Here is a 26,091-nt window from a genome sequence, read left to right on the forward strand (position 1 = left end):
TGTCGAATCGGGCTCTTGTGGGCCGGCCGCTCTCAGCGGCGCCACCATTGAGGGCGACCCCGCTGACGGTAATGCCAGCTCTCTGAACGCGAGTATCTCCCGTGGTCCGTTTCCTCGGGCTCCGTTCGGTAGCGGTATTCACGGCGTGGTCCATGAGGGCTCCAGTCTCCGAGGAAGGGCCTCAGCTCATCCGGTGAGGGCGCAGCGTCGAAGTCCTGGCTTCGAACGCCGGAAACGGAGCGGACGGGATCCCACCGCTCGGCTGTCTCCTCCCCCCACCGTGCCCATAGCATCAATCGCTCAGCATGTGCTGAGTCCCCGCACTCCTGGGCTTCCTTCTCCAGTGCTCTGCAGAAGCCCCGAATCTCGTTGACGGTGTTCCACGCCTCCAGAGCCTCCCGGAACACCACGCTCCGCCTGGCCGCGATGGCGTGTTCCGTCGCGTCGGCCATGGCTTCTTCCCATTCGGCCTGTTCGCGGAGCCGTCTGCGCCTCTCCTGCTCCTCCCATTCTTTGAGCTGACGCTCCCGGGCGAGCCTCGCTTCGTCCGCGGCCTTCGAGCGGTGCTCGAGTTCGGGAACGACGTCACGGACCTGGTTCTCCAGGCGTCGGCGTCCCTTGTCGCTCCAGTCCGTAGAGTCGGCGTATCCTTCGGGTGAGATCACGAGTGTGAGGCGACCGGTCCATCTGAGCTCGTATGCCGGTCGCGGCACCAGGTAGCGGTTGAGCGAGCGTGGCCTGAGCCGTGTGTCCGAGTGCTTCCCCACCCGTTCGCGCTCTTCCGCCACAGTCAGGTCGTACTGATGTCCATTGACTGTGACGAACAACGTGGTTCCGCTGCGCCTCTTGGCCAGGACCAGCCGATAACCCTTCCTGCTCATGGCCTTGCCGAGGGACTCGACGACGGTCAGCGCTCGGGGGAGAAGCGCTTCTGAGACCTTCAGGGAAGAAGGATCGCGTCGGAGCTCTTCGAGAGCGGCGGCCGTACCGGTGTGCGTGCTGCCGGTGGTGGTCCGGATCTTGTTCCACTCCGTCTCACCACCGTTCGCCGGGTCGATCAGACAGACGACCAGGTCTCCTGCACTACGCCCTGTGTACCTGAGGGATGTGCCCTCGGGTACGAGGCTGTACCGCTTGGCGCGGTCAATCACCCTTCGGTAGTGTGCCCGGGTTTCCCCGTCCGGACTCTCGAAGCGGAGGACACCTCCGGCCGCGTTCAGGTCGGCGATTAGTTTCGCGGCATCGTCCGAAGGAGTGGAGCGGGAAGCTCGGGCTCTCTTCCGCTCTACCTCGGCCGGACGTTCCCTCTTCTTCGGGCTCTCCTCATCAGAGGGTCTGTCCGGATGGTGTCCGTGTTTCAAGTAGAAGCGGCCAGCGTCCGTGACGTGGGCTTGCCACCTGCCCTGTTTCCTACCCGCTGTGACGAGGCCCCGGTCACGAAGCGCGTAGGCCGATCTGCGGTACTTGGCACCTTCTCGGCTGCTGAGATCGACGCCTTCAGCGATTTTGGACAGTACCGAGAGCTGTAGTTCGTTGAGGGGGTCCCAGCGACGCATCGCCGTCCCTTCTCCGGCTGAGAGGCCGTTTTCCAGTCGAGGGAGAGGCCAGGAACCTCAGGAGGTTGGGGTTCCGAACCTACAGCAGGGCGTCGTAGTGAGAGGGGATAACCGAAAAGCGGAGACGTATCTGTTGGTATGGAGGAGTCCGGGGCATCCCAGTTCTTGGTTGTCGACCCGAGTTGCCGAAGGTCTCCGAACGGATACGGCGACGGCTGCGGCTTGGCCCCAAGCCGGGTGTGCTTGTCCTTGGCCTCTTATCTCCCGCACCAAGGGAACTACTAGAGGTGTAGGCCCGACGTGGGTTGCCGACTCGTCGGCAAACCGTTGTGACCAGTGCCGATACCCTTACCGGCCGTCGGCGGAACAGAGTGGTACAGGAGCGGACCATGGTGGTACGCGTGCACGGCCAACCCGGTACACCCATGGACACGGTTGCACAGCAGTATGGTCCGTCTGCCAGGCGTGGAGCGTTCTTCGAACGCCGTGTGGGCGCAGCTGTACAGGCCTGGCTGGAGAACCTGTCCGAGGTGTACCACCTCTTCTCCGACCTGGTCCGCCTGGACCATGCCATCGGAGCGGCTCTGGGCCGCTCTCGCCGGGGCTTTCTCTCGAGGTTGCCGGAGCCTGCGTCAGTCGGTCCCCGGGTGCTGGAGGACGTGAACGGTCACCCCGCTGCGCCCTGACCGAGCAGCCCTCCTGACAGCAGTTCCGCGGAGAGTAGACGCCAAGGCGCGGACGCCCTCAGCAGGGTTGACCTAAGGGTTCGAACAATGGTTGACCCCACGGTTGACCGGGCGCTACAGGCACCACTACAGGAACGGGTTCAACTTTCCCGAGGGCGCCGGACGCATCAAAGCCTGACACAGTAGAGGATGAAGCGTTGTCGGCAAACGCCGACATCTTCTCTCTTTCCTTATGTAAGAGAGAAGCGTCTTCCTTCTTATGACTCCTGTCTTCCTCTGCTCCGCCTGGATCGTGCTCTTCCCTCTGTAGGCCTGCGGTGCTTTCCAACGTTCCAGACCAAGGTGACCTACCTTCCGCCCGGTCTCCCCATGACCGTGATGACACCCCTACTTCACTGCCTCTCACTCTCCTGCCTGAACTCCTCTCACCTGCTCGCCTATCTACCTTGAGCTGGGAACACCCGTACATGCTGTGCATCTGAGCCTCTGCCCGGCCAGGCCAGGAGGGTGGGGCTGCATGGCTGGCGCCGCGCTCGTCCCGCGTGCCAAGGCCCTCAGTCGGACTCTGAAGCCTTGGAAGGGTCACCCCGGAGAAAAGGGTCGCATGGAGAAAGCAAACGTCTCAGGATTGACCTGAAAGGCGCTGGGCGGATCTTCCTGCGTCCTTGGTGTTGCGGGTATCCCTTTCGTTCTCTGTGGTGATGCGAAACGGGGGAGTTCTCTCCCCCGGACAAAAACGCCGCTTTCCCTCAAGGGCCGGGTCGCGCGGTCGTGATGCGTCACATGCTCGCCCCTGGCGGGCTTCTCCCTTATGACGCGATGTCTTTCCCCTATATCGAGGAGGACGAGGGTTTGCCGATCCGCACCATTGAGGCCAGCGCCCTGGCCCAACACGCCCAGGCGGTGCTCTACCAGCACCGCCTGGCCACCAGCCACCAACTGGCCCGCATGCTCACCCCCAACACCACCTCACGCCGGTACATGCTCCACGTCCTGCACCAACTGCGCACACAAGGCCTGGCCGACCGCGTGGTGCCCCCGGGCCGCCGGCCGCACCGCTGGTTCCTCACCCCCGCAGGAGCACACGCGGTACACGACAGCGACCAGGTACCGGTGCGCCCCTACCGGATGAGCCCCCAGCGCGCCGCGGGCCCACTCGCCGAGCACATGCTGGCGGTGGTCGAGACGGGCCTGGCCTTCTTCGAACACGCCCGCCTCCTGGGCGACGGCTTCGAACCCCTGCACTGGATCCCGGAGGTGGCCCACCGCTACACCAAGGCCAACGGCAGATTCGCCGACACCCATGTGATCAGCGACGCCCTGCTGCACTACATCGTCGTCGAACCCAGCGGGGACCGCTGGCAGATCCAGTTCCTGGTGGAGGTGGACCGCGCCACCATGCCCGTACACCGGCTGGCGAACAAGCTGGTGGCCTACGCCCGCTACTTCGACCACCATCCCCTGCGCAAACGCAGGAGCGCGGCGGACGGGCCGGCGCGCCCGGCGTGGTGGGAGCGCTATCCGCTTTTTCCCCGGGTGCTGGTGGTCCTGGACGGAGCCAACGAACGTCGTCTGGCCAACCGCCGGACCGACCTGGCGGTCTATATGCGCTCCTCGCAGTACCTGATGGTGCCTCGGGCGGGGTTCGCGATCGGGTGCGCGACGATGCCCGACCTGGTGGAGCAGGGGCCGCGGGCACGGATCTGGCTCAACCTGCTCGACCCGTCGTGGGACCAGGAGCAGTACACCGACTTCGCGCTGGGCTTCACCTACTCCAGACGCTGAAGTCACTCTGTCCCAGCATTTCCGCGACAGGAGAGGAGCGAGCGGCGGAGAGAGACGACAGGAGCATGGAACGGCTGATGACGCTCAAGGAGGTGGCGCGCTACCTGGGCAAGTCCGAGCGCTGGGCGCGGATGGAGGGCCGTGATCTGGGGCTGCCCCTGGTGGTGATCGGCAGGTCGCTGCGCTGCGATCCGGCCGAGCTGAGGAAGTGGGTGCACCGGCAGAGGTAGGGCCTGTCTACAGGGGAGGTCCCCGGCGGCATGCTGGGGACCTCCGGTCGTTGTCGGCGCTACTGGAACAAGGCCTTGCTGACCACCCTGCTCATGCTGGTCAGGGACTCGGGCAGCAGGTGCTTGTAGGTCTTGTGGGTGACCTGCATGTCCTTGTGGCCCATGTAGTCGGCCACGTCCGATAGCGGGATGCCGTTGCGCACGGCCGTGGAGGCGAAGAAGTGCCGCAGGCTCTTGGTGTCGACTTCAGGCGGGATCTGGGCGATGCGCCGTGCCGTGCTGAAGGCGGTGGCCCACGCGGCGTGCGAGACGGGAGCATTTCTCAGGTGCTCACCGCCCTGCGGGACGCGGAGCTTGAGGAACTCCCGCCGCATCCCGCGCAGGTAGTAGCCGTCCGGGGTCAGTGCGTACCTTTTCTGGTGCTCCTCCATGTGTGAGACCAGTTCGTCGCTGATCGGCGTGTCCCGGTACTCGCCTTGGCGCCGGTGCTTGAGGGGCCCGAACTCGCTGTGCTTGGTCCACTGGTGGTTGAGCCTGTAGGTGTTGCCCTCCCGCAGGCAGGAGGCGTTGGCTGCCAGGATCTCGCCCAGGCGCAGCCCGCAGCCCGCTCCCAGGTAGATCCCCAGGCTCAGGTGGGGTGGCATGGCCTCGGCCAGAGCGTGGATCTCCTGCGCGGTGGGCAGGTAGAACTCGCCGAGGGGTTCGGGTGGTAGGGGGATGCGTGTCACGGGGTTGTCGGTGATGACCTTCTCCAGTCGGGCCTCCTCGAAGACCATGTGCAGCAGGTCGCGCGTGACCTTGAGGCGTCCATAGGTGAACCCCGTGTCGATGAGGTGCTTGAACTGGTTCAGCACGTGGGGGTTGCGGGCGATGCGGTTGATGGGCAGGCGTCCCAGTTCGGGGTAGACGTGGTTCTCCAGGATGCTGCGGTAGTTGCGCTGGGTGTTCTTGCCCAGGTCGATCCGGCCGCGCAGGTAGTCGCCGGTGAACCGTTCGAAGGACGGGACCGAACGGATGGTGGCGCGCTCCACGGGCGCCTCGGCGAACTTGGCCCTGTTGACCTCCTTCAGGCGGCCCTCCGCCTGGCGGCGGGTCCAGCCCTGGTCGTGTCCCTCCTCACGGGGCCTGCCGTCGATGCGGTAGCGGATGTGCCACTCGTGCTTGCAGCGCGTCTGGTCGGCGCACTCACAGCGCTTGAAGATGCTGCCCTTGCCGTGACCGAGGCTGATCGGCTTCTGGGGCAATGCTCGGCTCCCTTGTCGTCCAGGTGGGAGCTGGTGATGGCTGAACGATGGTTGCTCCCATCAAGACAGAAGCCGTATACGGCCTGACCTGTGACAACACCGGATCGTCCTGCACTACCACCAGCAGTACCTGTCCGACGCCAAGAACCCGAACGGCTACTGCGGCATCGGCGGCACCGGCGCCAGCTGCCCGATCGGCGTGGCCTCCTCGGACGACACCGCCTGACCGTGTCCGGTCGGGTGGCCCGGCTCGGGGGGCATGACACCTGCCGGGCCCCTGCCCGCCCGTGAGCTGAAGACCGCGTACGGCGACCGGTGGATGCGCTTCCACGGACTGCCGGAGCCGAAGCGTCACCCGGGGCGAGGAGGAGTAAGCGATCGTCCTGGACCGCTACAACACGGTCCTCGACGAGCTCTTCGCGGGCGGTGAGGCCTACGTCGTGACCACCGACTGGGCCGACCCGTCCGAGCTGCGGTGGTCGGAGCACCGCCGTGCCCTGCGCCCCGAAGGCACGGTGTGGACCAAGCTGGAGGACACCGACGACCCGGACCTGGAGTTCCACGTCCGCTGGTACTTCTACGCCGACCGCCGCCGCTGGGAGCGCGGCTGCATCGACCCGCTGCTCCGCGCGGTCGCCGACGACGTACTGCCCGGCGTGTGTCACGGACGGCGGCCTCACCCGGTTCCACCAGCCCCACGACGACGGCGACGCCGACGTCATCCTGCCCACGCCCGGGGAGCGCGACCGCCTGCGCGCCCGGTACGCCGCGTGGCTGTCCCGCATCCCCTGGGCTGCTGACCGGACCTTCGCTTACCTGTGCTCTACCGGTGGGAGGTGTAAGCGCGTGGCTCCCGCCGCGCGGACAGACACGGTCTCCGCTCCCGAGGACCCAGTCACGATCCCGGGCGCCGCTATGTCCGTTCCCTGTACAAGCATCTGGTCCTGCTCTGCTGACTCCTACTCAGGAAGCAGGTGGTGCGGTCAAACGGCAATGACAACGTTATTTTCGAGGCACTTCGGTCGCTTTCCGGACTGGGCCCTCTCGACGGCACCGCACACTAGCTTGGGTCCGGGTCTGGAGGACAGGAACATCGAGTAGCCGGGCACAACCTGCACTGATATCTAGACTCGCATGATTTTTTGTGGCTCTATGTGTTTCTAAGTCATCTTTGTGGTCGCATGTGAGGATTGTTGTCCTATGGTCACTGTGACCGATTCTTCTATTGTGTTAACTTATGTGAATTTTCAATGTCTGGGAAAGACAATCGTCCTTGACGTGTGGATGGGGCTGGACAGGCTCGGCATGGTGGGTGAATCCTGTATCCGCCCAGGTGGGTCGGTCTCCGTGCATTCGGAGCAGGCTCTGTGTGCGGTGCGCTTGACGTGCAGAAACCAGCTCCGTTCGATCGGTGCGGATGACAGGGACGTCTCCGGTGTTGTGGGAGGTCCGTCCATGATCGCCGGGTAGGCCTGGAACCGCTTCCACGTGGTCACTCACCGTTTCGCCCCCGGGGTGGGTGCGGGTGTGTGAACTCTGGCGCTGAGTGCTTTATTTCTTCGCACATCGTTGGAGGGTTCCGAGGCAGGGACGGATATTTTGTGGTTGGCTTAGGGTTTGAGCGGAGATCTGTCAGGAAACAAGGATCTCCGGGTACAGCTCGCTTGGCCCCCCGAAGCGATTGGCGTGCTCCATGACACCTTCACATCCTCGCCTGGCGAGATCGCCCGTGTGTGCGGTCTCCGTGAGGTCCCGGAGGTGTGTGCGTGAGACCGCGGCCTCTAGTTCTGAGAAGGCTGCCCAGAACCCCCGAGAAGGTTGGAGTCTCCCTCACGGGTCGAGTGCTGAGCACCGGTGTGGGCGGGTAGTGCCGCGCGGGCGTCCGTTCGTTCGGTGGTGGGAGTGGGTCAGAGCCTGCGCCCGCATCCGATCCGAACGAGGGTTACGGTCATCTGGGGTGTCCTGGTGCTTCCTGGAGCTCTGTCCGAAAAGGAAGAGGTCGGACCTCTTTCGGCGGCAGCGCCTCCGGATGGTATCGGTGCATGTCAGATGCTTGGTTCATCCGCTGGGACGCAGGGTGTCGATGACCGCTCGGAGGTATCCTGCTGCTCCTGCGGGAGGTGTTCCTGCTATTTCGGCTAGGATTCAAGCTGGGTTAGGTTTTGACTGTTACCTTCCTGTCAAGATAAACTACCAGCTTGTAGATCTGTGTGCTCCGAGTGGAACCGTGTCGGTCGGGAGTGCGGCAGGCAGGCACGAAAGCCTGGCCGCGCCCGACTCCGAGATATTTCGGAGCCCGGAGGCGCGGCCAGGCCTGTCGGGATGTCGATCCGCCACGGACTCGCCGCGGCGATGGACTCACCCTTGGTTGTCCGCCAAGGGTGGTAGGCGATGGAACCCGTTGCAGAGCGGCTGAAAACTCGTACGTGGTTTCATCGGAGGGCCCTGGGGGAGGGTTAGCCTTCCCCCAGGATTCCCCTCATCGCCGTGGACACCCCCTGGGGAGCAGTGATCCACGCGGGCCAAGCCCACGCAGCCAACCACTCGAGCCAGCCGAGTACTCCCAGCATCTCCAGGCAGAGTCCGGCGATGATGGTCGCGAGTACGCGGATCCCCAGTTGGTAGACGATGCGCGGCACTCGTTTGGTTCCGCTGTTGGACCCCTCCTTTCTCTTTCTCGGAGGACGCCTCCAGAAGAAGGCGTTTCGTCGTTGCATGACCGTTTTCCTCTCATTTTTGGAGCGAGGTCGCGGATCGACCCCCTTGGCCGAGGGGGTCGTGTGCGGGAGAAAAACGGTCTTCAGGACAATCTAGCGTCAGGTTCCAGGTGAGGCGCAACTCAGGTCAGCGGGTCGTTGGTCTAGCCCGGATGGGTTTCGCATACCAGCCCTGAGTGGTCCATGGCTACCCCCTTTGTGGCATCGATCTGACTTGGTAAGCGTTTTCCTATGCATGTATGCCAGTGTCCGCATACCAAAGAAAGAGTATTCGGTGCAACATGGCACACTGCAATGTGTACCGGAAGTCAGCGCATTGAGGGGTTGGCCGCTCGTATGCGTGCGAGCCCCGAAAGTCGGATCCAGGTGGAGCGGGGCGCCATGATGTGCGTCACATCGCTGTTCCGCGTCATCAGCTTCGACGGTGACACGCACCCGAAAGGAAGGACGAGCCATGATCGATGATCGCGGACCAGTAGTCCATCAGGCCCTGCTCACGGACCGGCTGGTGCGGCTGCGCCAGAGTCGTGGGCTGACCCAGGAGCAGGTGGCCGGTTCCCTGGATTGGTCTGTCTCCAAGGTGATCCGCTACGAGAAGGGCCAGCAGGTCATCTCCAAGGTGTCCCTCAACGCACTCTTGGACCTGTACAAGGTGGCCAGGACCCGTGAAGGCGAGGAGTTGGTCCGCCTGGGTGAAGGAGCGCGTCAGAAGGCGTGGTGGAGCGACTTCCGTCGGGTGATGAAGCCCGACTACACGCGCTATGTGGGCTTGGAGGCCGGAGCGTCCTCGATCTTACAGTTCCAGGCCACAGTGGTTCCTGGGCTGTTGCAGACCCACGAGTATGCCCGAGCTGTCACCAAAGCGGTGGTCCACGGAAGCGATGCCGACCTCATCGTCGATGTTCGTCGGCGCAGGCAGCGCCACATCGAGGAACGTGCCGTGCGCCCCAAGCAGACGTATGTGCTCGACGAGGCGGTTATTCGGCGGCACGTGGGAGTGCGTGAAGACCCGAACATCATGCCGCTGCAGCTGTGGGCACTCGTCCATGCCGCCCGGAGTCCGCATGTGGACATACGGATCATTCCCTTTGGTGTGGGAGAGCACTTTGGATTTCGTGGCTCATTTACCATCCTGAAGTTCGATGGTGTGCTCGGAGAAATTCTTTACACAGAGAGCGATGGGAGATGTGTTGTCTCTGACAAGGAATACCGTGTCAGGAGACACAGGGAAAGAGTGGAAGATCTGATTTCTAATAACACTCTTGGCAGTGAGGAGTCTGTGTCGATGATCGAGTCGGTTGCGATTGAAATGAAAGTTTCATGAGTGCTGTACTGTCCGTTTTTTAGGATTGGCGAGTGAGTCCATCCAGGGTCGGCGGCTGATGTCGTCCTGAATTTTACTGGTGGATTTCTCATTCGAGATCTACACTTGTCGCTGCCAGGCCGGTACGCTTTTTCTGGACTTCACCAGGAGCCGTGTCGTCGGCGGTCAGGGCCGTGTGCCCTGACTCCCCCAGCGCCGAGGAGAGTGGATGCCTCTACCGAAAGCTTTGCCGCCACGGTGGCACACCAGTACTCACAGTGACGACATACAGTGTGTCGAGGTCGCCTTCAAGATCCAGAGGATCTTGGTTCGCGACTCGAAGAGTCCCGCTGGCCCGTTCTTCACCTTCCACGGTCAAGAATGGGTCTGTTTCGTCCTCTCGATCGGTGGCATCGTCGGGAGGAGAGCGGTGGTTCAGCCCTGACACGGAATTTATCCGTCTTACGGCTACGTGTTACGCGGTTTGCGTTCTTCCGCAAGGAGGGCTGGATGTGGCGCTGGGGATCGGTGTTCCCAATGTGCCAGCGGAGATTGGCGATAGGGTGACCTGGGCTCTCCCTGCCATCGTTCGCCGTGTATTCGACGCTCCGACGTGGGATTATTCGTACGTATGGCAACGAGTGCGTACCAGATTCCCGGAGTAGCTCTCGGGCAGAGCGTCGGGCTGCACGCCGAATACGCCTACTGGTGGTCCCGACCCTGGTACTCCGGCCGTAGACCGTGGTTCTCATGATCGGAGGGCTTTGGCAACGTTGGCGGCTACGGAGCACGTGGGCCTGGTCGCCTACGTACTATCGCGTGGGATTACGCGGTGAGCCGGGTTCATCGCCCGCTGTCGACGTGTGGTTTACGAGTTGGTACGCGGTAGCAGCTAAAGCGGTCGATGGAGGGCTGTGGCCCTTCCTGGCCATGGCGATCGAGGTTGACGTGCGCTTTCGGTCACCCCTGGCTTAGGCGTCCCCCGGCACACTTGTCCGCGCTCCCGGGAGGACTCCGTCCCTTGGTCAGCGACTGTCGTCGAAGACCACCGACACCGGGGCCGCACCGCAGGTAGACGGAGTCTGCGCGGGCACACCGTTCCCCTGGTCGGGAGCGGGCTTCCCCGAGGTTCCGGGGTCAGCGGTCCTCGCCGTGCACGGGGCCGGGGGTGCCGTTGCCGTCGGTCAGCTGCGGCTCACCGGTGGCGCTCTCGGCCAGCCACTCGTCGAAGCCCAGCTGGAAGTAGCTCCAGCCGTTGTCCCACTCCACCTGGCGGTCGGTGCCGGTGGTCTCCAGCACGTCGCCCATCAGGGTGTTCTCGAAGAACCACAGGGCGTCCTCCATGCGCAGGTTGGTGCAGCCGTTGGAGGTGTTGGCCGTGCCGATGTTGGGGTTGTAGGACGCCTCGTGCACGTACTCGCCGCTGTTGGTGGTGCGCACCGCGTAGGAGACCACGGTGTTGTAGCCGGGGAGGTCGTCGGGGATGGCGGTGGTGCTGGAGTCCATCTCCTCGGTCTCCTTGTGCGACATGAGGACGTGGACACCGCTGGTGGTGGTGTTGAAGTGGGTGGTGGCGGCGCCGTTGCTCACCGGCAGGGTGCGCTCGTGCTCGCCGTCCACGGTGATGACCATCTCGTGGTCGGGCACGTGCATGGTGGCGATGAGTTCGCGGCCGACCTCGAACTCCACCCGGTAGTCGCGCAGTCCGTAGACGCCCTCGGAGGCCTCCACGCCCGCCAGGTTCATGTCGACGGTGACGGTCTGGTACGGCTCCCAGTACTCCTCGGGCCGGAAGACCGCGGTGGTGTCGCCCAGCCACCGCCACGAGCCCCGGGTCGGGTGCTCGGAGGTGACCTCCATGGAGTTCTCGACCTGCGCCTTGTTGGTCACCGGCTGGGTGAAGTTGACGGTGAGGGGCATCCCCACGCCCACGGTCTGGCCGCTGTTGGGGAAGTTCGAGGCCAGGTCCAGGCCCCGGCCGGGTTCGGCGGCCAGCGTGGTGAATTCCGCGACCGCCTCGGCGGCGGTGCCGTCGGGGCCCTCGGCGACCGCGGTGACCGTGACCTCCGCGCCGGGGCGCAGGTTCCAGTCGCTGACCCAGACGGCCCCGTCCTCGGCGAGGGTGCCGGTCATCCCGTACAGCCCGGGGTCGTCGCCCTCGACCTCCTCGGCGACGGCCTGGTCCACGCGCACGTCGGTGATGGTGCCGCCCTCGGCCGACACCCGCACCGGGGTGTTCGGCGCGACCTCGGAGGCGCCCGCCTCGGGCGTGATGCTGACGGCGACGCCGCCTCCGGCCGCGGCCTGCGGCTCGGCCTCGCCGGGGCTGCACGCGGAGACGGTCAGCGCGAGCGCCATGAGCCCGATGCCGTACCTGCGGGCCGCCGCCCGGGGGAACCTGGCCATCCCTGTGAACCTCCTGCTGCCGTGTGCGTGCTTCACACGTCATAGGACCCCTGGCGGCGGGGAAAGTTCACTTATCGGGGAGATTTTCCGGTTTTCGGTGCTCGGCCCGCCGGGTGCGGCGGACCGGACCGGGAGCTCCGATCCTCCGGGACTGTCGGTGCCGGAGGGCGCCTTGCTATTCTTCCCGGGCCAGTCGTACCACTCCGGTGGTCAGGGAATCCGGTGCGAATCCGGAACTGACGCGCAGCGGTGAGGGGGACGGGCGGGGTACTCACGCCACTGGGGCGCGGCCGTACCGACCACGGCGTCGGAGCGGCCCGGCCTGGGAAGGCACCCCGTCCGGACGAACCCGAGTCCGAAGACCTGCTGGCCCCTCCGCGTCGAGTGCGCGGGGGAGAACCCGTGCCAGGCTCCGCGTTCGAGCCCCGACATCCAAGGCATGCCCATGCTGCGCTCCGCGCTCGCCCCCGCCGCCCTGCTCCTCTCCTCCCTGGCGCTCACCTCCTGCGGAACCCCTCCGCAGGAGGAGTCCTCCGGAACGGAGTCCGCCTCCGCCGCCGGCTACCCGCGGACCCTCGACAACTGCGGCCACGAGGTCGTCCTCGACGCGCCGCCCGAGCGCGTCGTCTCCCTCAACCAGGGCAGCACCGAGATCCTGCTCTCCCTGGGCCTGGCGGATCGTCTGGCCGGCACCGCCACCTGGACCGACCCGGTGATGGAGGGGCTGGAGGAGGCCAACGCGTCCGTGCCCCGGCTGGCCGACGACAACCCCTCCTTCGAGAGGGTGCTGGAGGCCGAACCGGACTTCGTGACCGCCTCCTTCGTCTCCACGCTCGGCCCGGGCGGCGTCGCCACCCGCGAGCAGTTCGCCGAGCTGGGCGTGCCCACGTACGTCTCCCCGTCCGACTGCGCCGCGGGCAAGGACAACGAGAGCGGCGGGGACGGGTCCCGCAGCGAACCGCTCACCCTGGACACCGTCTACGGCGAGGTCCGCGACCTGGCCGCGGCCTTCGGCGAGCAGGAGCGCGGTGAGGAGCTCGTCGCCGAACTGGAGGGCCGGGTGGCGGCGGCGACCGAGGGCCTGGACGCCTCGGACGTCTCCCTCATGTACTGGTTCGCCAACTCCGAGTCCCCCTACCTCGCCGGGTGCTGCGGCGCCCCCGGCGCCATCACCGACGCGGTCGGCGCGCGCAACGTCTTCGACGACACCCACGACGAGTGGCCCCAGATCAACTGGGAGACCGTCGCCGACCGCGACCCGGACGCCATCGTGCTCGGCGACCTGACCCGCGAGTCCCAGACCGCCGAGACCGCCGAGGCCAAGATCGCCTTCCTGGAGTCCCACCCCGCCACCCGCAACCTCACCGCCGTGCGCGAGGAGCGGTACATCCTGCTCAGCGGCCAGTCGATGAACCCCACGATCCGCACGGTCGAGGGGATCGAGCGGGTCGCCGAAGGCCTGCGGGACCTCGGGCTCACGCGGTGAGCGGCGCCCGTGCGGCGCTGCTCGTCTCCGGGGGACTGGCGGTCCTGGCCGTGTCCGTCTCGGTCGCGGTGACCATCGGCCCCGCCGACATCGCTCCGGACCAGGTCTGGCGGTCGGCGGCCGCCCGCCTCGGGTTCGGGGCCAGTCCCCTGTCACCGCTGCGCGAGGGCATCGTGTGGAACCTGCGCATGCCCCGCACCCTGCTCGCCGCGGTCTGCGGGGCGGGGCTGGCCCTGTGCGGCGCGGTCATGCAGTCCCTGCTCCGCAACCCGCTGGCGGACCCCTTCGTGCTCGGGGTCTCCTCCGGGGCCTCCACCGGGGCGGTCGCCGTGCTCGTCCTGGGCTGGGGCGGGGGAGCGGTGTCCCTGTCGGCGGGCGCCTTCTCCGGGGCCCTGCTCTCCTTCGGCATGGTCGTCGTGCTCAGCCAGGTCCTGGGCGCGAGCATGGACCGCGTCGTGCTGTCCGGGGTCGCGGCCATGCAGCTGTTCTCCGCGCTGACGTCGTTCATCGTGCTGACCTCGGCGGACGCCGAGACCACGCGGGGCGTGCTGTTCTGGCTGCTCGGCTCGCTCGGCGGCGCCGGGTGGACCGACGTGGTGCTGTGCGGGGCGGTGCTGCTCGGCGTGCTCGCCGTGTGCCTGGCGCACACCACCACCCTGGACGCCTTCGCCTTCGGTGAGGAGGCCGCGGCGAACCTGGGGGTGCGGGTGGCGCGGGCCCGGCTGCTGCTGCTGAGCGCCACGGCCCTGCTCACCGCGGCCCTGGTCAGCTCGGCCGGGGCGATCGGCTTCGTGGGGCTGGTGCTGCCGCACGCCGCCCGCGCGCTCACCGGCTCCGCCCACGCCAGGCTCCTGCCCGTCACCGCGCTGAGCGGAGCGGTCTTCCTGGTGTGGGTGGACACGGTCGCCCGCACCGCGCTGGACCCCCGGGAGATCCCGGTGGGGGTGGTGACCTCGCTCATCGGCGTGCCCGCCTTCATCGCCGTGCTCTACCGCGCCAGGAGGCAGACGTGAACGACACCGTGCCAGGGGTCCGGAGCGGCCTGGGCGCCGACCGGGTCGGCCGCCGGGCCGGGGGCCGACTCGTCCTCGACGGCGTCACCCTGGTCCCGCGCCCCGGCCAGACCGTCGGCCTGCTCGGCCCCAACGGCTCCGGGAAGTCCACGCTGCTGCGGCTGCTCGCCGGGGTCCTGCGGCCCTCCTCGGGCGTGGTCACCCTGGACGGCCGCCCGCTGCCCCGGGTCGGCCGCCGCGCCGCGGCGCGCAGCGTCGCCGCCGTCCAGCAGGAGGCGCACACCCAGACCGAACTGACGGTCCGCGACGTGGTCGCCCTGGGGCGTATCCCGCACCGGAGCCCCTGGGCACCCGCCTCGGCCGCCGACACCCGTGCCGTGGCCGCGGCCCTGGAGCGCACCGGCCTCACCGACCGGGCCGGGCAGTCCTGGCACACGCTGTCCGGCGGCGAGCGCCAGCGCGCCCAGATCGCCCGCGCCCTGGCCCAGGAGCCGAGCGAGCTGCTGCTGGACGAGCCGACCAACCACCTCGACATCCAGCACCAGCTCGACCTGCTCGAACTCGTCACCGGCCTGCCGGTCACCACCGTGATCGCCCTGCACGACCTCAACCTGGCCGCGATGTACTGCGACCACCTCCTCGTGCTCCGGGGCGGCCGGGCCGTCGCCGAGGGCACGCCCGCCGAGGTGCTGACCCCCTCCCTCATCGCGGAGGTCTACGGGGTCCGGGCCGAGGTCACCCCCGGCCGCGACGGCCCGGTGGTCCGCTTCCTGCGCGGGGCGGCCCCGGTGCCGGAACGCTCCCCGGGCTCCCCCACCGGAACGCCCACGTGAGCGAACGGCTAGGGTGTTGGCGCTCGTGGTGCAGGAACCCGGTGCGAGTCCGGGGCGGTTCCGCCACTGTGACGCCCCCGCACGGGGGCCAGCCAGACACTGGCCCCGGGCAGTCCGACCGCCGATGGGGCGAGAACCCCGAGGGAGGAATCCGGCCATGACGGTACGGATCGCGCTGCTGTCCACGTCCGACACCGACCTGCTCTCCGCGCGGGCCAGCGGCGCCGCGTACGCGTGGGCCAACCCGTCCCGCGCCTCCGACGCCGAACTCACCGCCGCCGTCGAGGACGCCGACCTCGTGGTCGTGCGGCTGCTCGGCTCCCCGCACGACCTGTGGCCCGGCCTGGCCGCCGTCCGGGAGCGGGGCACCCCGCTGGTCGTCCTCAGCGGCGAGCTGCAGCCCAGCGCCGAACTGATGGAGCACTCCACCGTCCCGATCGGCCTGGCCACCGACGCCCACCGCTACCTGGCCGAGGGCGGTCCCGCCAACCTCGCCCGCCTGCACGCCTTCCTGTCGGACACCGTGCTGCTGACCGGCGAGGGGTTCGACCCGCCGCAGGAGGTTCCGCTGTGGGGCTTCGCCGAGCGCGACCAGCCGGACGACCCCGGGCTGCCGCGGGTCGGCATCCTCTACTACCGGGCCCACGAGGCGGGCGGCAACACCGCGTTCGCGCACGCCCTGGCCGACGCCGTGGACGCCACCGGGCAGGCCGTGGGCGTCCCCGTGTTCGCCGGATCCCTGCGCTCGGCGCCCGACGAGCTGTACGCGGCCCTCGGCGGCTTCGACGCGCTGGTGGTCACCGTCCTGGCGGCGGGCGGCAGCGTGCCCGCGTCCGCCGGCGCGGGCGGGGACGACGAGGCGTGGGACGTGGAGCGGATGGCGGCCCTGGACGTCCCCGTCCTCCAGGGGCTGTGCCTGACCAGCTCCCGCGCCGACTGGGAGGCCTCCGACGACGGCGTCACCCCGCTGGACTCGGCCAGCCAGATCGCCATCCCCGAGTTCGACGGCCGGATCATCACCGTGCCGTTCTCCTTCAAGGAGATCGACGCCGACGGGCTGCCCCGCTACGTCGCGGACCCCGAGCGCTGCGCCCGCCTGGCCGGGATCGCCGCCGCCCACGCCCGGCTGCGGCACGTGCCCCCCGCCGACAAGCGGATCGCGGTGGTCCTGTCCGCCTACCCCACCAAGCACGCCCGGATCGGCAACGCGGTCGGACTCGACACGCCCCGCTCCCTGGTCCGCCTGCTGCGCCGACTGCGCGCCGAGGGCTACGACCTGGGAGAACCCGGAGACCTGCCCGGACTGGACCTGCCCGACGACGCCGAGGCCGGGGACGCGCTGATGCACGCCCTGATCGCTGCGGGCGGACAGGACGAGGACTGGCTCACCTCCGCGCAGCTCACCGAGGCGCACGTGCGGATCTCCCCCGAGCAGTACGCGGCCTGGACGGGGGACCTGCCCGAAGCCCTGAGGGAGGCGATGGTCGAGGCGTGGGGCCCCGCGCCCGGCCGCCTGTACGTCAACGACGCGGGCGAACTCGTCCTGGCCGCGCTGCGCGCCGGGAACGTGGTCGTGCTGGTCCAGCCGCCGCGCGGCTTCGGGGAGAACCCGGTCGCCATCTACCACGACCCCGACCTGGCCCCCAGCCACCACTACCTGGCCGCCTACCGGTGGCTGGAGCACGGCTTCGGCGCCCACGCCGTCGTCCACCTCGGCAAGCACGGCTCCCTGGAGTGGCTGCCCGGCAAGAACGCCGCGCTGTCCGCCGCCTGCGCCACCGACGCCGTGCTCGGCGGTCTGCCGCTGGTCTACCCCTTCCTGGTCAACGACCCCGGCGAGGGCGCCCAGGCCAAGCGCCGCGCCCACGCCACGGTCGTGGACCACCTCATCCCGCCGATGGCCCGCGCGGAGACCTACGGCGACATCGCCCGCCTGGAGCAGCTGCTCGACGAGCACGCCAACATCGCGGCCATGGACCCGGCCAAGCTGCCCGCGGTCCGCGGCGAGATCTGGTCCCTCATGCGCGCGGCCGAGATGCACCGCGACCTCGGCCTGGAGGAGCGGCCCGACGACGAGGAGTTCGACGACTTCCTGCTGCACGTCGACGGCTGGCTGTGCGAGATCAAGGACGCGCAGATCCGCGACGGCCTGCACGTGCTCGGCGAGGCGCCGGAGGGCGAGGCCCGGGTGAACCTGGTCCTGGCCGTCCTGCGCGCCGCCCAGGTCTGGGGCGGGGTGGGGAGCGCGGTGCCCGGGCTGCGCTCCGCCCTCGGCCTGAAGGAGGACGCGCCCACCACCGAGGTCGACGCGGCGGAGGCGCGGGCACGCCGCCTCGTCGAGCGCATGGAGGACGCGGGCTGGGACCCGGCCGCCGCGGCCGGCCTGCACGAGGACCCCGAGGTGCGCCGCGTCCTGGAGTTCGCCGCCGAACAGGTGGTGCCGCGCCTGGCCCGCACCACCGACGAACTCGACCACACCGTCCACGCCCTGGCGGGCGGCTACGTCCCGGCGGGCCCCTCCGGCTCCCCGCTGCGCGGCCTGGTCAACGTGCTGCCGACCGGCCGCAACTTCTACACCGTCGACCCCCGCGCCGTCCCCTCCCGGCTCGCCTGGCAGACCGGCCAGGCCATGGCCGACTCCCTGCTGCGCCGTCACCTGGAGGAGACCGGGACCTACCCCGAGTCGGTGGGCCTGTCCGTGTGGGGCACGTCGGCGATGCGCACCTCCGGCGACGACATCGCCGAGGTGCTGGCGCTGCTGGGCGTGCGCCCGGAGTGGGACGAGGCCTCCCGCCGGGTCAGCCGCCTGGACGTGGTGCCGCTGGAGGAGCTGGGCCGCCCGCGCGTCGACGTCACCGTGCGCATCTCCGGCTTCTTCCGGGACGCCTTCCCCCACGTGGTCGCCATGCTGGACGACGCCGTGAACCTGGTCGCCGACCTCGACGAGCCGGAGGAGCGCAACTTCGTCCGCGCCCACGCCCGGGCCGACCTGGCCGAGCACGGCGACCGGCGCCGCGCCACCACCCGGATCTTCGGCTCCGCGCCCGGCTCCTACGGCGCGGGCATCCTCCAGCTCGTGGAGTCCGGCAGCTGGCGCGACGACCGCGACCTCGCCGAGGTCTACACGGCCTGGGGAGGCTTCGCCTACGGGCGCGGGCTCGACGGGGTCCCGGCCGCCGACGACATGCGCGCCAACTACCGCCGGATCAGGGTGGCAGCCAAGAACATCGACAGCGCCGAGCACGACATCGCCGACTCCGACGACTACTTCCAGTACCACGGCGGCATGATCGCCACCGTCCGCGCGCTCACCGGCGCCGAGCCGAAGGCCTACGTCGGCGACTCCACCGCGCCCGACGCGGTGCGCACCCGCACCCTCGCCGAGGAGACCGCCCGCGTGTTCCGGGCCCGCGTGGTCAACCCGCGCTGGATCTCGGCCATGCGCCGCCACGGCTACAAGGGGGCCTTCGAGCTGGCCGCCACCGTCGACTACCTCTTCGGCTTCGACGCCACGGCCGGGGTCGTGCACGACTGGATGTACGAGAAGCTCGCCGCCGAGTACGTGCTGGACGCCGACACCCAGGAGTTCCTGCGCCGCTCCAACCCGTGGGCGCTGCACGGCATCGTCGAGCGGCTGCACGAGGCCGCCCGGCGCGGGCTGTGGGCCGAGCCGGACCCGGCGACGATGGAGGCCCTCACCGAGGTCTACCTGGAGGTCGAGGGCGACCTGGAGGACCGGTCCGAATGAGGGTGCGCGTCCTCGGCATCGGCATGGGGCCCCGACACGTCACCGCGGAGGTGGCCGAGGCCCTGCGCGGCTGCGACTACGCGGTGGCCGCCCGCAAGCGCGAGGGCGACGAGCTGCTCGCCCTGCGCCGGGCGGTCTGCGACGCCTACGGCCTGCCCCTGGTCGCCGTGCCCGACCCCGAACGCGACCGGAACGACCCCGCCGACTACCCGGCCGCGGTGGCCGCCTGGCACGAGGCCCGGGTCGCCGCCTACGAGCGGGTGCTCGGCGAGCGCGGCGGCACCGCCGCGTTCCTGGTCTGGGGAGACCCGGCCCTGTACGACTCCACCCTGAGGATCGTGGCGCGCGTGGCCGAGCGGGGCGTCGTCCCCGTGGAGTACGACGTGCTCCCCGGGATCAGCGCCCCCCAGCTCCTCGCCGCCCGGCACCGGATCGTGCTGCACGGGGTGGGCCGCCCGGTGCACGTCACCCCCGCGCGCCGCCTGAACGAGGCCGTCGCGGCCGGTCAGGACAACATCGTCGTCATGCTCGGCTCCGGGCCCGTGTTCGAGGGGCTGGAGGAGTGGTCGGTCTGGTGGGGCGCCAACCTGGGCACCGACACCGAGGAGTTGGTCGCGGGCAGGGTCGGCGACGTGCTGCCCGCGATCGGGGCGGCCCGGGCCCGGGCCCGGGAGCGGGCGGGCTGGGTCATGGACGCCGCACTGCTGCGGAGGAACACGTGAGCGGGGCCGGAGGGGCCGCGGGCGGCGGGATGCTGGTCGCCGGAACCACCTCCGACGCGGGCAAGAGCGTCCTGACCACCGCCCTGTGCCGGGCCTTCGCGCGCCGCGGCCCGCGGGTCGCGCCGTACAAGGCCCAGAACATGTCCAACAACTCCATGGTCTGCCGGGGTCCCGACGGCCGCCCGGCGGAGATCGGCCGGGCCCAGTGGGTGCAGGCGCTGGCCGCCGGGGCCGCGCCCGAACCCGCCATGAACCCCGTGCTGCTCAAGCCGGGCAGTGACCGGCGCAGCCACGTGGTCCTGCTCGGGCACCCCGCCGGGGACGTGTCCTCTGCCGACTGGGAGTCCGGGCGCCGCCACCTGGCCGAGGCCGCGCACGCGGCCTACGACGACCTGGCCGGCCGCTACGACGTCGTCGTCGCCGAGGGCGCGGGCAGCCCCGCCGAGATCAACCTGCGCGCGGGCGACTACGTGAACATGGGCCTGGCCCGGCACGCGGACCTGCCCGTGGTGGTCGTCGGCGACATCGACCGGGGCGGGGTCTTCGCCGCCCTGTACGGCACGGTGGGCCTGCTCGAACCCGCCGACCAGGCGCTGGTCGCGGGCTTCGTGGTCAACAAGTTCCGCGGGGATCCCGGCCTGCTCCGGCCGGGGCTGGCCGACCTCGAACGGCTCACCGGCCGCCGCGTGTACGGCACCCTGCCGTGGGATCCCGGACTGTGGCTGGACTCGGAGGACGCCCTGGACCTGGAGGGCCGCCGCGCGGCCGGGGGAGCGGGCCTGAAGGTGGCCGTGGTGCGCCTGCCCCGGATCAGCAACTTCACCGACGTGGACGCCCTCGGCCTGGAACCCGACCTGGACGTGGTCTTCGCCTCCGGCCCGCGCGACCTCACCGACGCCGACCTGGTCGTCATGCCCGGCACCCGGGCCACCCTCGCCGACCTGGCGTGGCTGCGCGCACGCGGGCTCGACCGGGCGGTCACCGAGCACGTCCGCCGCGGCCGTCCGCTGCTCGGGATCTGCGGCGGCTTCCAGATGCTCGGCCGGACCGTCGCCGACCCGGACGGGGTCGAGGCCGGGCCCGGCTCGCGGGCGGAGGGCCTCGGCCTGCTCGACGTACGCACCGACTTCACCGCGGAGAAGACCCTGCGCCTGCCCTCGGGACGGGCGCTCGGCGCGCCCGTGCACGGCTACGAGATCCACCACGGCCGGATCACGGTCGGCGGCGCGGAGGAGTTCCCCGGCGGCGCCCGCTCGGGCGGGGTGTTCGGCACCATGTGGCACGGCAGCCTGGAGGGCGACGCCTTCCGCGGGGCCTTCCTCGCCGAGGCGCTCGGCCGCGAGCCGTCCGGGGTGAGCTTCCCCGCCGCCCGGGAACGGCGCCTGGACCTGCTCGCCGACCTGGCCGAGCGGCACCTGGACGTCGACGCGCTGCTGGACCTCGCCGTCAAGGGCGCCCCGGCGGGTCTGCCCGCGCTGGCCCCGGGGGCGGGCCGGTGAGGCTGCTGCTCCTCGGCGGGACCTCCGAGGCCCGTGAGCTCGCCGCCCTCCTGGTCGACGCGGGCGTCGACGTGACCACGTCGCTGGCGGGCCGGGTGGCCCGGCCCCGCCTGCCGGTGGGCCGGGTGCGCATCGGCGGGTTCGGGGGGGTTCCGGGCCTTCGCGCGGCGCTGGCCTCCTACGACGCGGTGGTGGACGCCACCCACCCCTTCGCCCTGGGCATGACCGCCAACGCGGCGGCCGCCTGCACCGACATCCCCCTGCTGCGGCTGGAGCGGCCGGGCTGGGATCCCGACCCGGCCTGGCACTACGCCGACACGCACGAGGAGGCGGCAGGGCGGGCCGCCGCCCTCGGCGCCCGGCCCTTCCTCACGGTCGGCCGCCAGGAACTCGCCCGCTTCGTCCCGGAACTGGGCTCCAGGGCCGTCCTGGCCCGGGTGGTGGACGTCCCCGAACTCGCCCTGCCCGCCCCCTGGCGGCTGGTGACCAGCCGGGGCCCCTACCGCCTGGAGGGCGAACTGGACCTCATGGGCGGCCACCGCGCGGACGTCCTGGTCACCAAGGACTCCGGCGGCACCTACACCTGGCCCAAGATGGCGGCCGCTCGGCGGCTGGGCGTGCCCGTCGTGGTGGTGCGGCGGCCCCCGGGCCCGCCCGGGGTGCCCACCGTCCACGACGTGGCCGCCGCGTTCGCCTGGGTGAACGGCCTGCGCCGGGGGTGAACGCGCGGGGACCCGGCACGGGAGCCCGGCTCCCGGAGGGGCCGGTGTCCGGGTTCAGCCGGAGGCGGCGTGCACGGCCCGTGCGAAGCGGGCGGCGAACCGGGGGTGCCCGGCCCAGTGGACGTGCAGGTAGGAGGCGTGCAGCGTCGGCGAGGCGAAACCCTCCGGCGCGCCCTCGACCTCCCACGCCGGACGGGTCCCGCAGGACCCGGGCGTGAGCCGGGTGCGGTGGAACTCGTGGCCGGTGGCCCTCTCCCCGGCCCGGGTCAACAGGGTGTCCCCGGGCGAGACCGCCTCGGGGTAGCGCAGGGTCAGCCGCTCCGTCATCTCCGCGCGCGCGGGCACGGCCCCCGCCATGGGCTCGCCGTCGAGCGACTCGGCGAGGTAGAGCAGCCCCGCGCACTCGGCCACGGTCGGCACGCCTCCGCGCACCGCCTCGCGCAGTTCGGCCAGTAGGCCCCGGTTGGCGGCGAGCCGACCCGCGTACACCTCGGGGAAGCCCCCGCCCAGGTAGAGGCCCCGGGTCCCGGCGGGCAGCCCGCCGTCGCCGAGCGGGTCGAAACCGACCACCTCGCATCCGGAGGCGGTGAGCAGTTCCTCGGTCTCGGCGTAGCGGAAGGTGAAGGCACGCCCGCCCGCCACCGCGACCACCGGGCGACGGTCCGCGGCGGGCGCCGCCACGGCGTCCGCCGGGTCCCAGGGCCGGGCCGCCAGCGGGGGCGCGGAGCGGGCCAGGTCCAGCAGCGCCGCCAGGTCCACCTGGTGCGCGATCTGCTCCCCCAGGTGGGCGACCGTACGCGCCGACTCCGCGCGCTCGGACGCCGGGACCAGCCCCAGGTGCCGGGAGGGGGCGGCGAGCCGCTCGTCGCGGCGGACCACGCCGAGGACGGGCAGGCGCGTCGCCCGGATGATCTCGGCGACGTTGCGCTCCGAGCCCGCCTGGTTGAGGATCACCCCGGCCACCTCGACCGCCGGGTCGTAGGCGGCCATGCCCGCGACGAGCGCACCCACCGAACGCGACATCCGGGACACGTCCACCACCAGCACCACCGGTGTCCGGGTCAGTGCCGCGACGTGCGCGGACGAGGCGAACCCGTCGGTGCCCAGCCGCCCGTCGTGCAGGCCCATCACCCCCTCGACGACGGCGACGTCGGCGCCGCGCGCACCGTGCAGCAGGAGCGGCGCCACCCGGTCCTCGCCGACCAGGTGGGGGTCCAGGTTGCGGCCGGGCCGCCCGGTGGCCAGGGCGTGGTAGCCGGGATCGATGTAGTCGGGGCCCACCTTGTGCCCGCTCACCGAGTGTCCGGCGTCGCGCAGCGCCGCCATCAGCCCGGTCGCGACCGTGGTCTTGCCCTGCCCGGTCATGGGCGCGGCGACCATCAGCCGGGGCAGGTCCGCCGGCGGGGAGGTCACCACTCGATGCCCCGCTGCCCCTTGCGCCCGGCGTCCATGGGGTGCTTGACCTTCGTCATCTCGGTGACCAGGTCGGCGGCCTCCAGCAGGCGCGGGTCGGCGCGGCGGCCGGTGATCACCACGTGCTGGCGGCCGGGGCGCTCGCGCAGGGCCGTGACGACCTCGTCGGCGTCGACCCAGCCCCAGTTGATGGGATAGGTGAACTCGTCGAGGATGAGCAGGTCGTGCGCCTGGTCGGCGAGCCGCCGCCGGACCTCCGCCCAGCCCTCGGCGGCGGCGGCCGCGTGGTCCTCGGCCTCGCCCTCGCGGCGGATCCACGACCAGCCCGAACCCATCTTGTGCCACTCCACCGGACCGCCCTCGCCGGTCTCCTCGTGGAGCCGGCCCAGGCGTTCCAGCACGGTCTGCTCGCCGATGCGCCACTTGGCCGACTTGACGAACTGGAACACCCCGATCCGCCAGCCCTGGTTCCAGCCGCGCAGGGCCAGGCCGAACGCGGCGGTCGACTTGCCCTTGCCGTCGCCGGTGTGCACGGCGAGCAGCGGCAGGTTGCGGCGCTGGCGGGTGGTGAGTCCGTCGTCGGGAACGACGAGCGGTTGTCCCTGCGGCATCAGGAGGCCCTCTCTCGTACGGCGCCGCCCAGCGCGTCCGCGCTGACCTCGGCGACGGGCAGGTGGTCGGCGCCGAGGCGTTCGGCGAGGCGTGCGGCCAGGCCCAGGCGCAGCGGTCCGGACTCGCCGTCCACCACGACGGTGGTGACGCCCAGCCCGGCGACGTGGTCGGCGGCGCTCAGCGCTCGGCCCACGGCGCCGCGTCCGCCGGTGGCCCGGCCGTCGGTGACCACGAGCAGGAGCGGGCGCAGCCGGGGGTCGCGCAGGCGTTCGCGCCGCAGCACGCGGGCCGCCTCCAGCAGGCCCTCGGCGAGCGGGGTGCGCCCCCCGGCGGGCAGGCCGTCGAGGCGGGCCGCGGCGGCGTCCACGGAACGGGTCGGCGGCAGGGTGAGCTCGGCCCCCCCGCCCCGGAAGGTCACCAGGCCCACCTTGTCGCGGCGGCGGTAGGCGTCCAGGAGCAGGGAGAGGATCGCGGCCTTGACCTCGCCCATCCGCCTGCGCGCGGCCATGGAGCCGGAGGCGTCGACGCAGAACAGCACCAGGTTGCTCTCCTGGCCCTCGCGGACCGCGACGCGCAGGTCCTCGGGGCGCAGCCGCGGCCGGCCGCCTCCCCGGGGGCGGGCCGCGGCGGCCCGCACGGTCTCGACCAGGTGCAGCGAGCCGCCCGCCCCCGGCCCGGGCGCGGCGGAGCCGATCCGGCGGCCCCGGGCGCCGACCGCCCGGCTGCGCCTGCCCTCGGCCCCCTCACCGGAACCCCGCGCGGTGAGCAGCCGGGGCCGGTAGGGGGCGGCGGCCCGGACCGGGGGGGCCTCCCCGCCCCGGGGCGAGGGGGCGCCGTCGTCCGCGCCCGTCGGGGCGGGGGCGGGACCCTGCTCCGGTGCGGCCGGTTCCGGGCCCCCGGGACCCGCCGGGGGCCCGTCAGCGCCCGAGGGGTCACCGGTGTCGGCGGGGTCCTCGGTACCGGGGAGGTCGTCGGGGTCGGTCGGGGCGGGATCGTCGGTCCCGCCCGGGCCCGGCGGCTCGGGCGGGTCGGGAGGCGGTTCCTCCTCACCCAGCACCCGGTCCAGGAGCTCCTCGTCCAGCCCCGGCGCGTCCAGCGGGTTGCGCCGCCGCCGGTGCGGCAGGGCCAGCAGGGCCGCGCGGCGGATGTCGGCCCGGGTGACCGAGGTGCGGCCCGCCCAGGCCGCGTGCGCCATCGCCGTGCGCGCGGTGACGATGTCGGCCCGCAGGCCGTCCACCTCGTAGGCCGCGCACACCTCGGCGATCTTCAGCAGCGCGGCCTCCGACAGCCGCACCCGGCCGAGCCGCTCCCGGGCCGCGGCCACGCGCGCGGCCAGGGCCTCCTCGGCGGCGCGGTAGCGGTCGGCGAAGGCGGCCGGGTCGGCGTCGTGGGCCATGCGCCTGCGCACCACCTCGGCGCGGAGCGCGGGCTCGGACGGCGCGGCGACCTCGACGGTGAGCCCGAACCGGTCGAGCAGCTGCGGCCGCAGCTCACCCTCCTCGGGGTTCATCGTACCGATGAGCAGGAACCGGGCCGCGTGCTCCACGGAGAACCCGTCGCGCTCCACGGTCACCCGGCCGGTCGCGGCGGCGTCCAGGAGGAGGTCGACCAGGTGGTCGTGCAGCAGGTTGACCTCGTCGACGTAGAGGATCCCCCGGTGGGCGCGGGCCAGCAGGCCCGGCTCGTAGGCCACCTTGCCGTGCGTGAGCGCCTGCTCCAGGTGCAGGGAGCCCAGGACCCGGTCCTCGGTGGCGCCGACGGGCAGCTCCACGAGCCGCACCGGGCGGCTCTCCACGACCGTGCCGGTCCCGAACGGTCCGTCCGGCGACCGCTGCGCCGGGTCGGCGGGGTCCACGGAGAACCGGTCGCCCCGGTAGACGTCCACCGGCGGGAGCAGGGGGGCCAGGGCCCGCACGGCCGTGGACTTGGCCGTGCCCTTCTCCCCGCGCACCAGCACACCGCCGATCTCCGGGGAGACGCTCGTCAGGACCAGGGACAGGCCCAGGTCGTCGAGCTGGTCGGTGTCGCAGCCGACGATCGCGGAGAAGGGGTAGTGCGATGACCGCAATGGCATGTGAGGCTCCCGCTCGTGTCGCCATCCGTAAGGGGCGGGCGC

Annotated in this window: 18 protein-coding genes, 1 pseudogene and 2 riboswitches; of the genes and pseudogenes, 13 read left to right on the forward strand and 6 right to left on the reverse strand. The window is 70.6% G+C overall.

Annotated elements, in window-relative coordinates:
• Positions 1-32: 32 nt before the first annotated feature.
• On the reverse strand, positions 33-1,556 hold the full coding sequence (locus FYW95_RS02660; protein WP_160049952.1) for a hypothetical protein: 1,524 nt from the start codon (positions 1,554-1,556) through the stop codon (positions 33-35).
• 1,505 nt (positions 1,557-3,061) lie between these two features.
• Here FYW95_RS02660 and FYW95_RS02665 point away from each other — a divergent pair.
• Together FYW95_RS02665 and FYW95_RS02670 are read left to right on the forward strand one after the other, a co-directional pair.
• Positions 3,062-4,027: a replication-relaxation family protein gene (locus FYW95_RS02665; protein ID WP_236572032.1), complete on the forward strand. Its 966-nt coding sequence runs from the start codon at positions 3,062-3,064 to the stop codon at positions 4,025-4,027.
• Between the two features lie 65 nt (positions 4,028-4,092).
• The gene (locus FYW95_RS02670) at positions 4,093-4,257 is read left to right on the forward strand and encodes a MerR family transcriptional regulator (protein WP_160049953.1); all 165 of its coding nucleotides are present in this window, start codon (positions 4,093-4,095) and stop codon (positions 4,255-4,257) included.
• 59 nt (positions 4,258-4,316) lie between these two features.
• On the opposite strand, the gene FYW95_RS02675 is transcribed toward FYW95_RS02670, so the two are convergent.
• Positions 4,317-5,501 (reverse strand): tyrosine-type recombinase/integrase, encoded by a 1,185-nt coding sequence (locus FYW95_RS02675; protein WP_160049954.1) that lies wholly within the window; start codon positions 5,499-5,501, stop codon positions 4,317-4,319.
• Between the two features lie 115 nt (positions 5,502-5,616).
• On the opposite strand from FYW95_RS02675, the pseudogene FYW95_RS27955 reads away from it, so the two are divergent.
• From FYW95_RS27955 to FYW95_RS28805, 4 genes and pseudogenes are all read left to right on the forward strand, one after another.
• Positions 5,617-5,727 (forward strand): annotated as a pseudogene (locus FYW95_RS27955) (peptide-methionine (S)-S-oxide reductase); the annotation flags it as partial.
• Between the two features lie 214 nt (positions 5,728-5,941).
• The gene (locus FYW95_RS02685) at positions 5,942-6,301 is read left to right on the forward strand and encodes a DUF3885 domain-containing protein (protein ID WP_201294636.1); all 360 of its coding nucleotides are present in this window, start codon (positions 5,942-5,944) and stop codon (positions 6,299-6,301) included.
• A gap of 2,371 nt (positions 6,302-8,672) precedes the next feature.
• The gene (locus FYW95_RS02690; protein WP_160049955.1) at positions 8,673-9,542 is read left to right on the forward strand and encodes a helix-turn-helix domain-containing protein; all 870 of its coding nucleotides are present in this window, start codon (positions 8,673-8,675) and stop codon (positions 9,540-9,542) included.
• 208 nt (positions 9,543-9,750) lie between these two features.
• Positions 9,751-9,966, forward strand: a complete 216-nt coding sequence (locus tag FYW95_RS28805) for a DUF397 domain-containing protein (protein WP_160049956.1) — start codon at positions 9,751-9,753, stop codon at positions 9,964-9,966.
• A 692-nt stretch (positions 9,967-10,658) separates the two neighbouring features.
• Here FYW95_RS28805 and FYW95_RS02700 read toward each other — a convergent pair.
• Entirely contained in the window at positions 10,659-11,927 is a 1,269-nt protein-coding gene (locus FYW95_RS02700) for a L,D-transpeptidase (RefSeq protein WP_159941407.1), read from the reverse strand.
• Between the two features lie 173 nt (positions 11,928-12,100).
• Positions 12,101-12,313: riboswitch (cobalamin riboswitch) on the forward strand.
• A 59-nt stretch (positions 12,314-12,372) separates the two neighbouring features.
• Between FYW95_RS02700 and FYW95_RS02705 the strand changes: the two genes are divergently transcribed.
• The 7 genes from FYW95_RS02705 to FYW95_RS02735 all read left to right on the forward strand — a co-directional run bounded on the left by FYW95_RS02705 (position 12,373) and on the right by FYW95_RS02735 (position 21,950).
• On the forward strand, positions 12,373-13,413 hold the full coding sequence (locus tag FYW95_RS02705; RefSeq protein WP_201294638.1) for an ABC transporter substrate-binding protein: 1,041 nt from the start codon (positions 12,373-12,375) through the stop codon (positions 13,411-13,413).
• Positions 13,410-14,426, forward strand: coding sequence for a FecCD family ABC transporter permease (locus FYW95_RS02710; protein ID WP_159941409.1), 1,017 nt, complete (start codon positions 13,410-13,412; stop codon positions 14,424-14,426). Before FYW95_RS02705 ends, FYW95_RS02710 begins: the two co-directional genes overlap by 4 nt.
• The gene (locus tag FYW95_RS02715; protein WP_159941410.1) at positions 14,423-15,259 is read left to right on the forward strand and encodes an ABC transporter ATP-binding protein; all 837 of its coding nucleotides are present in this window, start codon (positions 14,423-14,425) and stop codon (positions 15,257-15,259) included. The genes FYW95_RS02710 and FYW95_RS02715 overlap by 4 nt, the downstream gene beginning before the upstream one ends.
• A riboswitch (cobalamin riboswitch) is annotated at positions 15,254-15,382 on the forward strand. It overlaps the preceding gene by 6 nt.
• Before the next feature lie 34 nt (positions 15,383-15,416).
• Positions 15,417-19,007, forward strand: coding sequence for a cobaltochelatase subunit CobN (cobN, locus tag FYW95_RS02720; protein ID WP_159941411.1), 3,591 nt, complete (start codon positions 15,417-15,419; stop codon positions 19,005-19,007).
• Positions 19,004-19,729 (forward strand): precorrin-6A synthase (deacetylating), encoded by a 726-nt coding sequence (gene cobF, locus FYW95_RS02725; RefSeq protein WP_159941412.1) that lies wholly within the window; start codon positions 19,004-19,006, stop codon positions 19,727-19,729. Before cobN ends, cobF begins: the two co-directional genes overlap by 4 nt.
• A 29-nt stretch (positions 19,730-19,758) precedes the next feature.
• Positions 19,759-21,228, forward strand: coding sequence for a cobyric acid synthase (locus FYW95_RS02730; RefSeq protein WP_159941551.1), 1,470 nt, complete (start codon positions 19,759-19,761; stop codon positions 21,226-21,228).
• Entirely contained in the window at positions 21,225-21,950 is a 726-nt protein-coding gene (locus FYW95_RS02735; protein ID WP_159941413.1) for a cobalt-precorrin-6A reductase, read from the forward strand. The genes FYW95_RS02730 and FYW95_RS02735 overlap by 4 nt, the downstream gene beginning before the upstream one ends.
• A gap of 54 nt (positions 21,951-22,004) precedes the next feature.
• Here FYW95_RS02735 and FYW95_RS02740 read toward each other — a convergent pair whose 3' ends face one another.
• Genes FYW95_RS02740 through FYW95_RS02750 form a run of 3 tightly spaced genes read right to left on the reverse strand, consistent with a single transcriptional unit; the run spans position 22,005 to position 26,049 of the window.
• Positions 22,005-23,363 carry a cobyrinic acid a,c-diamide synthase CobB gene (locus FYW95_RS02740; protein ID WP_236567653.1) on the reverse strand — a complete coding sequence of 453 codons (1,359 nt, stop codon included), beginning with the start codon at positions 23,361-23,363 and terminating at the stop codon, positions 22,005-22,007.
• The gene (gene cobO / locus FYW95_RS02745) at positions 23,360-23,974 is read right to left on the reverse strand and encodes a cob(I)yrinic acid a,c-diamide adenosyltransferase (RefSeq protein WP_159941414.1); all 615 of its coding nucleotides are present in this window, start codon (positions 23,972-23,974) and stop codon (positions 23,360-23,362) included. Before cobO ends, FYW95_RS02740 begins: the two co-directional genes overlap by 4 nt.
• On the reverse strand, positions 23,974-26,049 hold the full coding sequence (locus FYW95_RS02750; RefSeq protein WP_236567654.1) for a VWA domain-containing protein: 2,076 nt from the start codon (positions 26,047-26,049) through the stop codon (positions 23,974-23,976). The genes cobO and FYW95_RS02750 overlap by 1 nt, the downstream gene beginning before the upstream one ends.
• Between the last annotated feature and the right edge of the window lie 42 nt (positions 26,050-26,091).

Origin of the sequence: Nocardiopsis sp. FR4, from assembly GCF_009830945.1 — a bacterium.
Lineage (GTDB): Bacteria > Actinomycetota > Actinomycetes > Streptosporangiales > Streptosporangiaceae > Nocardiopsis.

What these genes read in the sequence shown, in the direction of transcription:
- FYW95_RS02660 (WP_160049952.1), bottom strand. Translation starts at nt 1,556, where the DNA reads ATGCGTCGCTGGGACCCCCTCAACGAACTACAGCTCTCGGTACTGTCC.
- FYW95_RS02665 (WP_236572032.1), top strand. Translation starts at nt 3,062, where the DNA reads ATGTCTTTCCCCTATATCGAGGAGGACGAGGGTTTGCCGATCCGCACC.
- FYW95_RS02670 (WP_160049953.1), top strand. Translation starts at nt 4,093, where the DNA reads ATGGAACGGCTGATGACGCTCAAGGAGGTGGCGCGCTACCTGGGCAAG.
- FYW95_RS02690 (WP_160049955.1), top strand. Translation starts at nt 8,673, where the DNA reads ATGATCGATGATCGCGGACCAGTAGTCCATCAGGCCCTGCTCACGGAC.
- FYW95_RS28805 (WP_160049956.1), top strand. Translation starts at nt 9,751, where the DNA reads ATGCCTCTACCGAAAGCTTTGCCGCCACGGTGGCACACCAGTACTCAC.
- FYW95_RS02700 (WP_159941407.1), bottom strand. Translation starts at nt 11,927, where the DNA reads ATGGCCAGGTTCCCCCGGGCGGCGGCCCGCAGGTACGGCATCGGGCTC.
- FYW95_RS02705 (WP_201294638.1), top strand. Translation starts at nt 12,373, where the DNA reads ATGCTGCGCTCCGCGCTCGCCCCCGCCGCCCTGCTCCTCTCCTCCCTG.
- cobN (WP_159941411.1), top strand. Translation starts at nt 15,417, where the DNA reads ATGACGGTACGGATCGCGCTGCTGTCCACGTCCGACACCGACCTGCTC.
- cobF (WP_159941412.1), top strand. Translation starts at nt 19,004, where the DNA reads ATGAGGGTGCGCGTCCTCGGCATCGGCATGGGGCCCCGACACGTCACC.
- FYW95_RS02730 (WP_159941551.1), top strand. Translation starts at nt 19,759, where the DNA reads ATGCTGGTCGCCGGAACCACCTCCGACGCGGGCAAGAGCGTCCTGACC.
- cobO (WP_159941414.1), bottom strand. Translation starts at nt 23,974, where the DNA reads ATGCCGCAGGGACAACCGCTCGTCGTTCCCGACGACGGACTCACCACC.
- FYW95_RS02750 (WP_236567654.1), bottom strand. Translation starts at nt 26,049, where the DNA reads ATGCCATTGCGGTCATCGCACTACCCCTTCTCCGCGATCGTCGGCTGC.